This is a genomic window from Chloroherpetonaceae bacterium, from assembly GCA_025056565.1.
Taxonomy (GTDB): Bacteria; Bacteroidota; Chlorobiia; order Chlorobiales; family Thermochlorobacteraceae; genus Thermochlorobacter.
In genome coordinates this window covers 143,534-158,876 of record JANWWA010000004.1, presented here as the reverse complement: position 1 = coordinate 158,876, position 15,343 = coordinate 143,534, and the positions used below count along the sequence as shown (strand labels likewise).

At 49.8% G+C, this 15,343-nt stretch carries 16 protein-coding genes and 1 tRNA gene; 2 read left to right on the top strand and 15 right to left on the bottom strand.

Annotated features, from left to right (window positions below; all coding sequences use genetic code 11):
- Window positions 1-5 precede the first annotated feature (5 nt).
- From rpsS to NZM05_04900, 12 genes are all read right to left on the bottom strand, one after another.
- A complete protein-coding gene (gene rpsS, locus NZM05_04955) occupies window positions 6-305 on the bottom strand; it encodes a 30S ribosomal protein S19 (GenBank protein MCS7012966.1) in 300 nt (99 codons plus the stop codon).
- Between the two features lie 14 nt (window positions 306-319).
- A complete protein-coding gene (gene rplB, locus NZM05_04950) occupies window positions 320-1,159 on the bottom strand; it encodes a 50S ribosomal protein L2 (protein MCS7012965.1) in 840 nt (279 codons plus the stop codon).
- Window positions 1,160-1,177: 18 nt separating this feature from the next.
- A complete protein-coding gene (gene rplW, locus NZM05_04945; protein MCS7012964.1) occupies window positions 1,178-1,504 on the bottom strand; it encodes a 50S ribosomal protein L23 in 327 nt (108 codons plus the stop codon).
- Between the two features lie 16 nt (window positions 1,505-1,520).
- Entirely contained in the window at window positions 1,521-2,153 is a 633-nt protein-coding gene (gene rplD, locus NZM05_04940; protein ID MCS7012963.1) for a 50S ribosomal protein L4, read from the bottom strand.
- Window positions 2,154-2,158: 5 nt separating this feature from the next.
- Window positions 2,159-2,788: a 50S ribosomal protein L3 gene (gene rplC / locus NZM05_04935; protein ID MCS7012962.1), complete on the bottom strand. Its 630-nt coding sequence runs from the start codon at window positions 2,786-2,788 to the stop codon at window positions 2,159-2,161.
- Between the two features lie 62 nt (window positions 2,789-2,850).
- Window positions 2,851-3,162, bottom strand: coding sequence for a 30S ribosomal protein S10 (gene rpsJ, locus NZM05_04930; protein ID MCS7012961.1), 312 nt, complete (start codon window positions 3,160-3,162; stop codon window positions 2,851-2,853).
- 80 nt (window positions 3,163-3,242) lie between these two features.
- Window positions 3,243-4,424 carry an elongation factor Tu gene (gene tuf, locus NZM05_04925; GenBank protein ID MCS7012960.1) on the bottom strand — a complete coding sequence of 394 codons (1,182 nt, stop codon included), beginning with the start codon at window positions 4,422-4,424 and terminating at the stop codon, window positions 3,243-3,245.
- Window positions 4,425-4,470: 46 nt separating this feature from the next.
- Entirely contained in the window at window positions 4,471-6,591 is a 2,121-nt protein-coding gene (gene fusA / locus NZM05_04920; protein ID MCS7012959.1) for an elongation factor G, read from the bottom strand.
- 65 nt (window positions 6,592-6,656) lie between these two features.
- Complete coding sequence (rpsG, locus tag NZM05_04915; protein ID MCS7012958.1) at window positions 6,657-7,124, bottom strand: 30S ribosomal protein S7; 468 nt, start codon at window positions 7,122-7,124, stop codon at window positions 6,657-6,659.
- 17 nt (window positions 7,125-7,141) lie between these two features.
- Window positions 7,142-7,567 (bottom strand): 30S ribosomal protein S12, encoded by a 426-nt coding sequence (gene rpsL / locus NZM05_04910; GenBank protein ID MCS7012957.1) that lies wholly within the window; start codon window positions 7,565-7,567, stop codon window positions 7,142-7,144.
- A gap of 356 nt (window positions 7,568-7,923) precedes the next feature.
- Entirely contained in the window at window positions 7,924-8,985 is a 1,062-nt protein-coding gene (locus NZM05_04905) for a 2-oxoacid:ferredoxin oxidoreductase subunit beta (protein ID MCS7012956.1), read from the bottom strand.
- 2 nt (window positions 8,986-8,987) lie between these two features.
- The gene (locus NZM05_04900; protein MCS7012955.1) at window positions 8,988-10,853 is read right to left on the bottom strand and encodes a 2-oxoacid:acceptor oxidoreductase subunit alpha; all 1,866 of its coding nucleotides are present in this window, start codon (window positions 10,851-10,853) and stop codon (window positions 8,988-8,990) included.
- 312 nt (window positions 10,854-11,165) lie between these two features.
- Between NZM05_04900 and xseB the strand changes: the two genes are divergently transcribed.
- Complete coding sequence (gene xseB / locus NZM05_04895; protein MCS7012954.1) at window positions 11,166-11,447, top strand: exodeoxyribonuclease VII small subunit; 282 nt, start codon at window positions 11,166-11,168, stop codon at window positions 11,445-11,447.
- A 55-nt stretch (window positions 11,448-11,502) separates the two neighbouring features.
- Here xseB and NZM05_04890 read toward each other — a convergent pair.
- A tRNA-Asn gene (locus NZM05_04890) sits at window positions 11,503-11,574 on the bottom strand.
- Window positions 11,575-11,658: 84 nt separating this feature from the next.
- Between NZM05_04890 and NZM05_04885 the strand changes: the two genes are divergently transcribed.
- A complete protein-coding gene (locus NZM05_04885; GenBank protein MCS7012953.1) occupies window positions 11,659-12,780 on the top strand; it encodes a helix-hairpin-helix domain-containing protein in 1,122 nt (373 codons plus the stop codon).
- 38 nt (window positions 12,781-12,818) lie between these two features.
- On the opposite strand, the gene mnmA is transcribed toward NZM05_04885, so the two are convergent.
- The gene (gene mnmA, locus NZM05_04880) at window positions 12,819-13,958 is read right to left on the bottom strand and encodes a tRNA 2-thiouridine(34) synthase MnmA (GenBank protein MCS7012952.1); all 1,140 of its coding nucleotides are present in this window, start codon (window positions 13,956-13,958) and stop codon (window positions 12,819-12,821) included.
- A gap of 135 nt (window positions 13,959-14,093) precedes the next feature.
- On the bottom strand, window positions 14,094-15,296 hold the full coding sequence (locus NZM05_04875; protein MCS7012951.1) for an ArsA family ATPase: 1,203 nt from the start codon (window positions 15,294-15,296) through the stop codon (window positions 14,094-14,096).
- Window positions 15,297-15,343 lie beyond the last annotated feature (47 nt).

Sequence of the window (15,343 nt, the reverse complement as noted above, 5' to 3'; positions counted from 1 at the left end):
TCCTTTTACTTTTTGCCAGGTGCTGAACCCGCTTTTTCTTTCTTGTCGCCCGGTGTATGTCCTCTGAAGGTTCGTGTGGGCGCAAATTCGCCGAGCTTGTGTCCTACCATATTTTCGGTGATATAGACAGGGATATGCGTCTTGCCGTTATGGACTGCAATCGTATGCCCCACAAACTCTGGCGAAATCATAGACGCCCGAGACCAAGTCTTCAAGACTTTTTTCTGTCCCTTTTCGTTCAGTTCTCTAATGCGCTCCAAGAGGCGCGCTTGAATGAATGGACCTTTTTTCAGTGAACGAGCCATAGCACTTCAGATGGTTATGCCTTTCGTCTATCTCGCACAATCAGTTTTTGGGAAGCTTTCTTGCGATTGCGGGTCTTAAAGCCTTTTGCCAGCTGTCCCCAAGGCGACCTTGGATGCCTGCGACCGCCACCAGACTTAGAGCGACCTTCGCCACCGCCCATTGGATGATCGACAGGGTTGCGTGCCATACCGCGCGTGATGGGACGCAGTCCCAGCCAGCGTGAGCGACCCGCTTTGCCGAGCGAGATATTTTCGTGATCTAAGTTCCCTACGACGCCGATTGTGGCTTTGCACTCGACACGCACTTTGCGCAGTTCGCCAGATGGCATTTTCAGTGTAGCGTAATTACCCTCTTTTGCTAAAAGAATTGCAAATGCTCCAGCGCTGCGCGCAATTTGCCCTCCCTTTCCAGCTCGCATTTCAACGTTGTGCACCTCGGTGCCGACAGGGATATTTTTCAATGGCAACGCATTGCCGATTTTGATGTCAGCGCTCTCACCTGTTTCAACCTTGTCGCCTACTTTCAAACCATTGGGCGCTAAGATGTAGCGCCGTTCTTTATCCTCATACTCCAACAGCGCAATGCGTGCAGAGCGGTTGGGGTCATACTCAATAGCCAGCACGGTCGCATTGATGCCGTCTTTGTCGCGCTTAAAGTCAACGATGCGGTAATGCCGCTTTGCTCCGCCGCCTCGTCCCCGACAGGTGATTCGCCCTAAGTTGTTGCGACCGCCTGTCTTGCGCAGTGGCACAATCAGACTTTTCTCTGGCTCTGTTTTTGTGATTTCTTCGAACGTCGGAAACGACATAAAGCGCGTTCCGGGCGTCCGTGGCTTCATATTGCGAATTGGCATAGTCTCCTCACTTTCGGATTATCCTTGTGGCGTTTCGCCCCCACTGCTCCCTCCTGATGCGGCGTAGTAATCAATCTTGGAGTCTTTATCCAGCGTTACATATGCTTTCTTAATGTCGGGCTTTTTGCCGACTTGCAAGCCCTTGCGCGTAAAACGTACCTTGCGCTTACCTTCAATGTTCGCCGTGCGCACCGACACAACCTTGACCCCAAACTTTTCCTCTACGGCTTTTTTAATTTCTTCCTTTGTCGCTTCACGGTGCACTTCAAAGGCATACTGATTCTTTTCCTCGCTTAGCTTCATCACTTTTTCTGTCAGCAGTGGGCGAATTAGCACCTCGGACAGTGTCATGTTTCTCTCCTTAGTTCATACTTAGGGTTTCTTCCAGCACTCTCACCGCGCTCTTTTGCAGCAAGAGCATTTTGCAGTTGAGAATGTCGTAAGTCGACGCCTTTTGTGCCTCGAGGACTTCTAAGTCAGGGATGTTGCGCCCTGATTTATAGAGCACCTCATTTTTGCCTGCGGTGAGAAAGAGGGTCTTCTTTTCGCTTAGACCCAGATTTTTCAGCACCGCTGCCATCTCTTTTGTCTTGATTTGTTCGAAGGTAAAGTCCTCTACAACGATGATTTCAGAGGCTTTGGCTTTGTAGCTGAGCGCTGATTTACGCGCTAGCTGTTTCATCTTCCGATTGATTTTTACTACATAATCGTGTGGTTTCGGTCCAAAGATAGCGCCACCGCCGGGCAAAAGTGGAGAGCGTTGTGAACCGCGCCGTGCCATTCCCGTGCCTTTCTGGCGATAAGGCTTTTTGCCCCCGCCACGCACTTCACCACGCGTTTTGACCTTGTGCGTGCCCTGACGTTGATTAGCCATAATCGAGCGCACATCCATATAGATGGCGTGGTCGTTTGGCTCAATTTCAAAGATGTTTGGGCTCAGTTCAATAACTTCGCCGCTTTCTTGACCTGTCTTGGTTAAAACTTTGACCTGCATAAGCCTTATCCTTTTGCAGTTACCACTTGCACATAACCGCCGTTTTTGCCCGGCACAGCTCCCTTGACGACCAGCAAGTTTGAATCGGCGAGCACTTTAACCACCTTGAGGTTTTTGACTGTTACGGTCTCACCACCCATTCGACCTGCCATTCGCATTCCTTTAAAGGAGCGTGATGGGAACGATGAGCCGCCCATTGAACCAGGTGCGCGCCAGCGGTCTGATTGACCGTGCGTGCGACAGCCGCCACCAAAATGATGACGCTTCACCACACCTTGAAAACCCTTGCCTTTCGAGGTGCCAATCACATCGACCACATCTCCTTCCTTGAAAATATCAGCCTTTACCACCTCGCCTACCTTCAGCTCACGCCCCATTACCTCTGCACGAAATTCCTTCACGAAATAGGCTGGCGGCACACCTGCTTTCTTGAAGTGTCCTAACTGCGGCTTTGGCGTGCGTGATTCTTTCTTTTCATCAAAGGCCATTTGATACGCCGCATAACCATCGTTTTCAACAGTCTTCACTTGTGAGACATAGCACGGTCCTGCCTCAATCACTGTACAAGGAATGACTTTGCCTTTTGCGTCATAAAGGCTTGTCATTCCGATTTTCCGACCTAAAATTGCGCTCATTGTTCGTTTGATTTTGTAACCACGAAAGCCGTTTTCGGGTTAGTGAATCATATATAGGCTTCTCAGCCCTTGATTTCTACATCGACGCCACTTGGTAGCTCCAGCTTCATCAGCAGGTCAATTGTCTTTCCGCTCGGATTGATAATCTCAATGAGCCGCTTGTGGGAAGCAATCATAAATTGCTCACGTGATTTTTTATCCACATGTGGCGAGCGGTTGACAGTATAAATTTGCGCCTCGGTGGGCAGTGGAATCGGACCCGAAATAATCGCATCGGTTTGCTTGACCACATCAATAATCTTTTCTGCCCACTTATCCACTAAGCTGTGGTCATATGATTTTAACTTGATGCGAATTTTTTGCTGTACCGCCACGATTCGGTCTCCAAGTTTTTGGGACAAAAAAGGAGTGAGCTTAAAGACGCTCACTCCTTTGCGCAACTCACTGCATCGTTTTACTCAATGATCTTCGTTACTGCGCCCGCCCCGACGGTCTTACCGCCCTCGCGAATTGCAAAGCGCAACCCCTCGTCCATTGCGATAGGTGAAATCAGCTCGACTTCAATGCTGACATTGTCGCCGGGCATCACCATCTCAACACCAGGCGGCAAGGTAACGACACCCGTTACGTCTGTGGTTCGGAAGTAGAACTGCGGGCGATAACCTGAGAAGAATGGAGTATGGCGTCCCCCTTCCTCTTTCTTCAACACATAGATCTCTGCCTTAAACTTGGTGTGCGGCGTGATGGAACCCGGCTTTGCAATCACCATTCCGCGCTCCAAGTCTTTCTTTTCAATACCACGAAGCAAGAGTCCAGCATTGTCTCCAGCCTGACCTTCTTCAAGGCTCTTTCGGAACATCTCAATGCCTGTTACAACGGACTTCTTGGTCGGCCCTAGACCCACGATTTCCACTTCTTCGTTGAGTCTGATGCGACCACGCTCAATGCGACCCGTGCCGACTGTGCCACGACCTTGAATCGAGAACACGTCTTCGACAGGCATTAGGAATGGCTTGTCCACATCGCGCACAGGTGTAGGAATGTAGCGATCGACCTCGTCCATCAGTTGCAAGACAGATGGCACCCACTTGGGGTCGCCGTTCAGCGCACCTAATGCGGAACCACGCACAATTGGAATTTCATCACCGGGGAAACCGTATTTTGTAAGTAGCTCACGCAGTTCCATTTCCACCAGCTCAATCAGCTCGGGGTCTGCAATGTCGACTTTGTTGAGGAATACCACGATGGCAGGCACATTCACCTGACGCGCAAGCAGAATATGCTCTCGTGTTTGTGGCATCGGACCATCGGTGGCTGCCACAACCAAGATGGCGCCGTCCATTTGCGCCGCACCTGTAATCATATTTTTGATGTAGTCCGCATGCCCAGGACAGTCTATATGGGCGTAGTGTCGATTCTTGGTCTCATACTCCACATGCGAGGTAGAAATGGTAATACCACGCGCTTTTTCTTCTGGCGCCTTGTCAATTTGATCATATGCCAATGCTTGCGCCAAACCTTGTTCAGCCAGCACTTTGGTGATAGCGGCAGTGAGCGTCGTCTTACCGTGGTCGACGTGCCCAATTGTACCGACATTCACGTGTGGCTTGTCGCGCTTGAAAACCTCTTTTGCCATAGCTGGTATTTCCTCCGATACTGTGATTTAATGCGTTAGAAATAACTTAGACTTGTGCGGTAACTTTTGCTCCGCTCTTTTCAATGATTTCCTCAGCCACGTTTCTAGGCACTTCTTCGTAGTGGCTAAATTCCATCGTGTAGTTCGCACGACCTTGCGTCATTGAACGCAGGTCAGTTGAGTAACCGAACATTTCTGCAAGCGGCACTTTGGCCGTGATGACCTGCGCTCCAGAGCGTTCCGACATTCCCTCAATGCGCCCTCGACGACTGTTCAGGTCGCCCATCACGGCGCCCATATATTCCTCTGGCGTTTCTACCTCTACTGACATAATCGGTTCGAGAATATAGGGGTCTGCTCTTCGTGCCCCTTCCTTGAAGCCAATAGAGCCTGCAAACTCAAACGCCATCTCAGACGAGTCGACTTCGTGATACTTACCGTCGTAGAGTATGACTCGAACATCTTGCACAGGGTAGCCTGCCAAGACTCCGTCTTTCATTGCCCCTTCAATACCCTTTTGCACCGCTGGGATGTATTCTTTCGGAATTGCGCCACCCTTGATTTCATTGACAAATTCAAAGCCCTTGCCACGTTCAAGCGGCTCAATGATGAGATTGACGATACCAAACTGACCTTTTCCGCCCGACTGACGCACAAACTTGCCTTCTGATTCCACACGACGGCGAATGGTTTCTCGGTAAGCCACTTGCGGCTTGCCTACATTCGCTTCGACTTTGAACTCACGCTTCAAGCGATCGACAATGATTTCCAAGTGTAGCTCACCCATTCCAGCAATAATAGTCTGCTGGGTCTCCTCATCGGTACTTACACGGAAAGTCGGGTCTTCTTCGGCGAGCTTTTGCAGCGAAAGGCTGAGCTTGTCAGAGTCGGCTTTGGTTTTTGGCTCAATTGCAATTTGAATTACAGGCTCTGGGAAGCTCATCTTCTCGAGCACAATTGGTTTGGATTCATCGCACAGCGTGTCGCCCGTGCGCGTATCTTTCAAGCCGACTGCTGCCACAATATCGCCTGTCAGAGCCTCTTCAATTTCTTCACGATGATTGGCGTGCATTTGCACAAGGCGGCTAATGCGCTCTTTTGTGCCAGAGACAGAATTTAGCACATAGCTCCCTTTTGTGAGCTTGCCTGAATAGACTCGAAAGTATGTCAGTCGCCCTACAAAGGGGTCGGTCATAATCTTGAATGCCAAGGCTGAGAAAGCTTCATTGTCATCAACCTTTCGTTCAATTACCTCACCTGTTTTCGGATGAGTACCCTTAATAGCTGGGATATCCAGCGGCGACGGCAAGTAGTCTACTACAGCATCCAAGAGGAACTGCACGCCCTTGTTCTTGAAGGCTGAACCGCAGAGCACAGGTACAATCTTGGAAGATAGCGTTGCTTTGCGTAGCGTCTCGCGGATTTCTTCTTCGGTAATTTCCTCTCCGCTAAGATATTTTTCCATCAAGTGGTCATTGACCTCTGAGACTGCTTCCAGCATATTCGTTCGCCACTTTTCCGCAGCCTCTTTGTATTCTGCTGGAATCTCTATGTCTTTGTAGCTTGTGCCGTCCTCAGCGTCGTAGACCACTGTTTTCATTCGGATAAGGTCAATTGCACCCTTGTAGTTTTCTCCTTCTCCATATGGGATTTGAATCGGGACAGCATTAGCGCCCAATCGTTCTTTCATCATATCAATGCATCGGAAGAAATTGGCGCCGACCCTGTCCATCTTGTTAACAAAGGCAATGCGTGGCACATTATACTTTGTTGCCTGACGCCAGACCGTCTCAGACTGCGGTTGCACGCCAGCAACAGAGTCGTAGAGCGCTACTGCACCGTCCAAGATGCGTAGAGAGCGTTCTACTTCGACTGTAAAATCGACATGTCCAGGTGTGTCAATGATGTTGATGCGATGTTTTTTATCCTTAAAGTTACCGTATTTTGGTGTCCAGAAGCAGGTTGTTGCCGCAGCGGTAATGGTGATACCCCGCTCCTTCTCCTGTTCCATCCAGTCCATTGTTGCAGCGCCATCGTGCACTTCTCCCATACGATGCACACGACCCGTGTAATACAAGATGCGCTCGGTCGTGGTCGTCTTACCTGCATCGATATGCGCCATAATCCCGATATTTCTCACTTTCTCTAACGGAACTTGTCTCGGCATAATTGATGTCTCTATCTCCCTTTGCTTGGTTTAAGTTGGTTAAAATCACTCTCACTACGATGCTCTTAGAATCGGAAATGCGAGAAGGCTTTATTGGCTTCCGCCATCTTATGCACTTCTTCTTTCTTCTTGACCGCTCCGCCTTGATTGTTTGCAGCGTCAATCAGCTCCGCTGCCAGTTTTTCAGACATTGTGCGCCCACTGCGTTTTTTTGCAAACTCTTTCATCCATCGGAGCGCTAGTGCAATTCGGCGGTCGGCACGTACTTCCATTGGAATTTGGTAAGTTGCACCGCCAATTCGTTTTCCTCGCACTTCCACAACAGGCGCCACATTTGAAATCGCCTTTTTGAACACTTCCACACCCGGCTCCTGCGTTTTCTGGGTGATAATGTCAAACGCACCATACACAATGCGGCGTGCCAAGTTTTTCTTGCCACGCTGCATAATTACATTGATAAATCGCCCAACTACTGGATCGCCGTACTTTGCATCAGGTTGGGCAGGACGCTTAACAGCTCGTTTTTTCCTCATTGCAACTATTGCCTCTTCTACTTTTTCTTAGCAGGGGCCGCTGCGGCTCCTTTTGCGCCTGCCGCAGCACCGGTGCCCGGTCTTTTTGCGCCATACTTCGAGCGACCGCGCTTGCGGTCCTGAACGCCGGCTGTGTCCAGTGTGCCACGAATAATGTGATACCGCACACCGGGCAAATCCTTTACACGTCCACCACGAATCAGTACAATGGAATGCTCTTGCAAGTTGTGCCCCTCGCCCGGAATGTAAGCAATCACTTCTTGCTGGTTCGACAGGCGCACTTTGGCTACTTTACGCAGCGCTGAGTTCGGTTTTTTCGGTGTTGTCGTATAGACTCTGGTGCACACCCCACGCTTCTGCGGACAGGCTTCCAGCGCTGGCACCTTTGTTTTCGCTTTCTTCGTATGCCGTCCTTTTCGGACTAATTGCTGAATTGTTGGCATTGCCTTCTCTAACAAAATCGCCCTGCACCCTTTGCCAAGCGGGCTTTTGCGAGCGATGTATTTTCTTCGGAAATAGTCGTAAACACAAAGGACTGCAAAAGTAAAAGAATTTTTCCAATTTTCAAAATTCTTTTTGTGCTTTTTGTTTCCGAATGAAGTATGCCTTTTGCGAAGGCATCTACGGCAGAAGAGCCTCAGACCAGCACAGGGAACTTAGACAAGGGAGAGCAGGGATATAATAAGCTACACTTCGTATTCTCTAACAGACTGGTATAACCCAGCCTACACAATAAAAAGGGAGCAGCCCATACTGCACTGCCCCCTTACTACTGAGAAAAAGAAAGAACGGTTTTGTGCTATTCAATCACCCAAGTTTCCTTGCCACGCAACAGCTCATCCAAATCGCCTTCACCTTTGACTTGCGCCATTTCAATCTGGTCAAGCATTGCATCTTCGTAGCAGAAGCGCTCTTCACGGTAGAAGACCCCAAATGGACGTGGCATGTAGTGTTCAGAGCCCGGTGCATCGAAGAAGCGTGCCAAAATATTCGCCTTTACACGGTCAGTTTCATCGTGAATCCAAAGGTCATTGACTGATACGTTAGGATCGTTCAGATTGACCACAATTGGCTTAAAGCCATCGAGGCGAATCCCTTTGTCTTGCTTTGCTCCGAAAATGAGAGGCTTGCCGTGCTCAAGGAAGAGGTCGTTTTCTGCTTTGGTGGCTTTTTCCGTGAAGGCTTCAAATGCCCCATCGTTGAAGATGACACAGTTTTGATAAATCTCCACGAACGAAGTGCCCTTGTGCTGGTGTGCTCGTTTTAGAATTTCGCGCAGATGCTTGACATCCCGATCCATTGTGCGCGCCACGAATGTCCCCTCTGCGCCCAATGCTAATGCAACAGGATTAACAGGGTGGTCAATGACGCCAAATGGCGAGGATTTTGTGATTTGCCCTTCGTGTGACGTTGGTGAGTATTGCCCTTTGGTTAAGCCATAAATTTCATTGTTGAAGAGCAAGAGCTGCAGGTTCAAATTGCGTCGCAAAAGATGTAGGAAGTGATTGCCCCCGATAGAAAGCAAATCGCCATCGCCCGTTACAACCCAAATATCAAGGTCAGGGCGAGCCATCTTTAAGCCTGAGGCAATCGCTGTTGCGCGACCGTGAATGCCGTGAATCCCAAAGGTCTCCATATAGTATGGAAAACGCGACGAGCAGCCGATACCTGAGATGAAGACAAATTTCTCTCTTGGAATGCCCAGCTCAGGCAAGATGGTTTGCACTTGCTTCAAAATAGAGTAGTCGCCGCAGCCCGGACACCAGCGCACATCTTGCGCCGAGACAAAATCCTTCGCTGTCAGCACAGGTAACTCTCGTGCCAACGTTTTCCCATTTCCGCTGAGGTCTAATGCTGACATCGTTACTTCTCCTTTTGGTTTAGGGTTTCCAAGATTTTGGCTTTGAGTTCTGCAACTGTAAATGGCAAGCCTTGCACCTTGCTGTAGCCGATTGCTGGCACAAGGAACTTATCACGAATCAGCCGAATCAGCTGCCCAGAATTCAGTTCTGGAATCAAGATTTTCTCAAAGCCGTAGATGATTTCGCCCAAGTTTTTCGGGAACGGATGAAGGTGGCGCAGATGCGCATGCGAGACAAGATAGCCTTCTTTGCGCAGGTCGCGCACCGCCGTTTTCACTGCTCCGTAGGTTGAACCCCAACTCAGCACCAAGAGCTTGCCACTGGGCTCGCCGTTGTCAATGGTCTGTAGCGGAATGGCGTCGGCTACCCGCTCAATCTTTGCTGCACGCAGGCGCACCATTGTCTCGTGATTTTCAGGGTCGTAGGAGATATAGCCTGTCTCGTTTTGCTTCTCTAACCCTCCTATACGGTGCTCCAGACCTTTTGTGCCCGGAATCGCCCAAGAGCGTGCCAGACGTTCATTGCGCTTGTAGGGTAGGTAGGGCGGGTCACCTGCCTCGCGCGGTGGCACAAATCTTACAGGAATTTCTGGCAAATCCTTCGCTTGCGGGAATCGCCATGGCTCTGAACCGTTGGCAATGTAGCCATCAGTTAGGCAAATCACTGGCGTCATAAACTCAATTGCCAGCTTGCAGGCTTCAAATACCGTATCGAAGCAATCAGATGGCGACTGTGCTGCCAAAATGGGCACTGGGGCTTCACCGTGTCGCCCGAACATTGCCATTAGCAGGTCGGATTGCTCCGTTTTGGTAGGCATTCCTGTGGATGGTCCGCTGCGCTGCACATCAATTACGACCAGTGGCAGTTCAAGCATTACGGCTAACCCAATCGCCTCTGCCTTCAAGTCCATACCAGGCCCAGAGGTCGATGTTACTGCCAAATGCCCACCATAGCTTGCGCCAATCGCTGCACACACTGCCGCAATTTCATCTTCAGCTTGGAAAGTACGCACGCCGAAATTTTTGTACTTTGCCAGCTCGTGGAGAATCTCGGAAGCAGGCGTAATAGGATAGGAGCCTAAGAAGAGCGGCAAACCTGATTTCTTGGACGCAGCGATGAGTCCTAACACTACCGCTTGATTGCCCATAATGTGGCGGTAGGTGCCAGCAGGCAACTTGGCTTTCTTGACCTCGAAGCGCACAGTGAATTGCTCGGTCATTTCGCCATAGTTGTAGCCTGCCTTTAGCGCGCGCACATTAGCTTCGGCGATTTCGGGTTTCTTTTTGAACTTTTCGCGAATGTTCTCAATGGTCGGGGCAATTGGTCTGCAGTAGAGCCAATAAAGCAGCCCTAAGACAAACATGTTTTTGCATCGCTCAATGTCTTTGGTGCTTAGCCCAGAGCCAGTGAGCGCATCATGCGTTAGACGCGTGATTTCAATTGCATAAACTTGGTAGTCGTGTAGTGAGCCGTCCTCGAGCGGATTGCTCTTGTAGCCAGCCAGCTCCAAGTTCTTTTCATCGAAGCCATCTTTATTGGCGATGATGAATTTGCCTTTCTTGAGATTTTTGAGATTTGCTTTCAGCGCCGCTGCATTCATGGCCACCAGCACATCAATCTGGTCACCTGGCGTATAGATTTCTTTGCTCCCGAATTGAATCTGAAAACCGGAAACACCTGGAAGCGTACCAGCAGGCGCACGAATCTCGGCAGGATAGTTCGGGAAGGTGTTGAGGTCGTTTCCCAAGAGAGCTGCGGTTTCACTGAACTGCGTGCCAGTGAGTTGCATCCCATCGCCAGAGTCACCAGCGAAGAGAATGGTAACATCTTCTTTGGTCTCGAGGCGGACCGATTTAACCTCGCTCATAGTTAATTACTCCTTTTTCTTTTGCGTGTCCAAAGCGCTGCCCAGACAAATGTCAAGCTATGCAAAAGAACGGTCTGCGGCAGCTGGTTCATTTTTGCAAGCTTACTGCGAAGATACATAAACCGTTCAGCAAATCCTAACATAGCACCAGCCACTTCAGCTTTGCAGCACCCCTCTCAGCAGAGCTAAGCAAGCAAAGTTTGCTAGAGTGGCTGCTCATGTTTTTCTCACGATTTCTTTCGCTTCTATCAAAGATGCTGTATTTTGATGTGTGTAGCAGAGTTTTCGTCAACTCTTCATTGCAAAGTGATTATGCCGAGAAAGAAAACAGACGCAGAGACTACTGAGCAAGAGACTTTGGAGGCGCTTGTAGCGCGCTTGGAAGAGATTGTCGGCCTAATACAAAGCGGACAGCTTGGTCTTGAAAAGTCTGTAGAGCTGTATGAGGAAGGGCAACGCATCGCAAAAATCTGTGAAGCACGCCTGAATGCACTTCAGCAGCGCATAGAGATTGTCTCACCGCTGCCTACTGATCTGCAGCAGGCACGGAACAGCCCCGACCCACTGGATAGCTACAGCACGCTTCTTGCATAAGCAAAAACTGTGCAAAATAAAACTGCCCAGCTCAGAGCTGGGCAACGCCACCTTGCTCCGCGAGCAGGATTCGAACCTGCGACCCATCGGTTAACAGCCGATTGCTCTACCGCTGAGCTATCGCGGAATGTGCGATTAAGGGCTGCAAAGTTAGGATACACCGTGCATATTTCCAAACAGAGCGACTTTTTCAACTCTCCGAGCTACGACAATGAAGCCAACAGCGATACTTCTGCTTAGTTGCTTAGTTGGACACTTGCTCTATGCACAAACGCCTCGCTTAGATAAGGGCGCAAGAGCCATTGCCCTAGGTGGCGCATTTACAGGGCTGGCTAACTCATCATTCGCTGTTTTCTACAACCCTGCTGGCTTAGCCCTGCTTCCCTATCGTGAGGCTAGCTTTTTCTATGTGCAGCCATTTGGATTGCCTGAGCTAGCTGACATTGCTATCACGTATGCAGACCCACTTCTTTTGCCACAAGGGTGGGGCTCACTCGGCGCTGCTATACGCCGCTTTGGCTTCTCGCTCTATAACGAAACAGCCGTTTCCCTTACCTACGCACGCCCATTCGAGCGCCGCTTGTTTATTGGCGTCAGTGCAAGTTACCAATTGCTCTCTATTCAAGGTTATGGCTATGCAGGAGCTGTGGGACTTGACATTGGCATCTTGGCTTTGATTACTCCTGACCTTTCAATTGGCGTAGCCGCAATGAACCTCAATCGCCCTGCATTTAGTCATTCTGGCGAGACGCTTGCGCAGGTTTATATGGCAGGTTTGTCGTATCGGCTACTTAAATCGTTGCGGGCTTTCTTTGATGTGGAGAAAGACATTCGGTATCCGTTATCCATTAAATCGGGGATGGAATTTGAAGCTGTAGAAGCTGTTGCCTTGCGTGCAGGGTTTAGCACAGAGCCACAGCGATTCACTGCTGGCGTTGGCGTACGCTATAGTGTGTTTGATGCTGACTATGCCCTTACCACTCACCCTGAACTGGGCTTTTCACATTATCTGACGCTTTCTATTCGACTTGGCAGCGAGAGCGACTCACCCCAAGCTGATTTTGAACGCTTGATAGAAGAAGCCTTTGACACTAAACCCCCGCTGGCAGAAGGCGACACACTCAATCTCAACACCGCAACTTTTCAAGATCTGATGCGACTGCCAAGAATGACCCGCACTCTTGCCGACCGCATTTTGCGTTATCGCCAAACTTACAAACGCTTTGAAAGCCTTGATGAACTTAGGAACATTCGTGGCGTCAGTGAGGCACTCTTCGAGGTATGGAAGCGCTTTTTAGTGATTGAGCCGTCCACTGAATCAAATCAGAAGTAGGCAATGCGTGCTTACCTGCTGGACATACTTTTGCGAGCCTACGACTCTATGACTTCGTCAATGAAGCCACCACCGAGCACTTCATCGCCGCTGTAAAACACCACAGCTTGCCCAGGCGTGATAGCACGCTTAGGTTGGTCAAACATCACTCGCACGCGTCCTACTGGTTCAGGGCTTACCACGCATGGCTCAGGGGTATCTTTGTAACGAATCTTGGCTTCACACCGAAGCGGCTCTGTCAGTTCCGCAAATGCAATCCAATTCACTTGCGATGCCAGCAACCCACGATGCAGCAGGTCTTCACTTCTACCGACCACAATTGTATTGCTTTCGTAGTGAATTTTCGTTACATACACTGGCTCAGGCGTCGTTAGTCCCAAGCCCTTGCGTTGCCCAATTGTGTAGAAGGGATAGCCGCGATGCACACCCAACACTTTGCCTGACTTATCGACAATCGGGCCTCCTGCCACTTTTTCCGCCAAATCAGGCACGGTTTCTTTCAGGAAGCGCTCATAATCATTGTCAGGAATAAAGCAAATCTCGTAGCTTTCGCTTTTTTCGGCGACTTTCAAGCCGAACTGGCGTGCTAAGGCTCTTACTTCAGGTTTTGTTAGCTCTGCAAGCGGGAAGATGGTGTGCGATAGTGCCTCTTGTGAGATGCCCCAGAGCACATAGCTTTGGTCTTTGTTGGCATCCTTACCTTTGAACAAGCGGTATCGTCCGTTTATGCACTTTACGCGAGCATAATGCCCTGTGGCAATATAGTCTGCGCCTAAGAGACGAGCACGCTGCAGAAGTGAATCCCATTTCACTTTCGTGTTACACATCACACACGGGTTTGGCGTGCGTCCACGCAGGTATTCCGACTTGAAGTATTCAATCACGGCTTCCCCGAAGTCTTCACGAAAGTCAATTGTGTAGTGGAGAAACCCGCGTGAGACCGCTACACTGCGCGCATCATTGATAGATTCCAGTGAGCAACAACCTGTTTCCTTACTGGAAGATTGACTCAGCCCTGCAAGGTCGTAGTCCCAAGTCTTCATTGTAATGCCAATCACCTCATAGCCTTGTTCAGCCAGCAAGCAGGCTGCAACTGACGAGTCTACGCCGCCCGACATTCCAACCACGACTTTCTTTCTCTGCATTTGGCGCAAGGTTTGAACAATTTTTGAACTCATTTTCCCGAAGCGCACACAAGCGGCACGCTATCAAGAAATTACCGCTGACAGCCAGCAGCAAAAAAGTGACCGCGCTTTGGCAAAGTTTCTCTTTACCAAGCTAAGGTATAAAAACGCGGTGCAGCGCTTGAAAATTTAGCTGACTGCGACTTTCTCTTCAGGCTTGAAATCAATGCAGAGCCACTGTCCGTCAAAGTAGGCTTCATCGGATTTCATTCCTGCAAGGAAGATGGGCAGCGTAACCGTCTTTTGATTGTCACCAATGCGTACCACGAGGTCATCGCCATGCTGCTGCAGAGCAATTGACATATTGACATCGGACAGGAAGGGCAATTTCATTCGCATCTGGAAGTGTCCTTCGGGGACTCTGCGAATCTCAAGCGGGCTTTCTTTGAAGAAGACTGTCAGCGGATCGAGGTCGCCATAGACTTCCTGCGCCATCAAGCGAAGCATATCCAATCCGACGACCTCGTGCGAAAAATAGGGCACTTTGGAGATGGGGATAGGAGAAAACGCATTGTAGATATCGTCAATGTATTTGTGCTGAATCGCTTTCCACTCGTTCAGGTAGCCTGAATCCTTTTCGCTAGGCAAAATGCGGTTGATGATTACCCGGTCAACCGTAATGCCGTAGAGGTTAAGGTAGGTCAGGGCACGCATAGATTCTTTGATAACCATTTTTTCAGGGTTCATCACAAGGCGCACGGTGGTCTTGGAGTTATCGCTCAGTAGGTCAATAATACCCTCTACGGCTGTGAAGAGATTGTCTATCGCATTGAAGACTTCTGGTGGGGCGACCGTCTTTTCCATCTTTGGCGACATTTTCGAGAGGGGACGAATGATGGGCCTTACGGCATATTTTTCCACATTGCGCAGCAGCCGTATCACCCAGCCGAAGGTTTCAGGTAGCGACAAAAGACGCAGGGTTTCTCCAGTAGGGGCACAGTCTACCACCAGCAAATCATACTTGCCAGACTCATTGTATTGCTTGATGTAGGAGAGCGAAAACAGTTCCTCCATTCCGGGCAGAATTCCAATTTCTTCGGCATAGACGCCCTCCACACCCTTGCTGCGCATCAGTTCTGCAAAGTGTGCGCGTACCACTTCCCAGTTGTTGTTTAGGTCGCTAAAGACACTCACTTCTTGGGCGTAGAGATTCTTCACTACCTCCATTGGTTCAGAGGAGAGTTCCCTATCCAACGAATCGCCTAAGCTGTGTGCAGGGTCGGTGGACATAATCAGGGTTCGATAGCCCATTTCGGCTGCACGCAGCGCCGTGCAAGCGGCTACGGACGTTTTACCTACGCCGCCTTTGCCAGTAAAAACGATAATTCGCATAGCACTAAGGTGTTTACAACTTCAAGGAAAACAAAGGGACTGCAAAC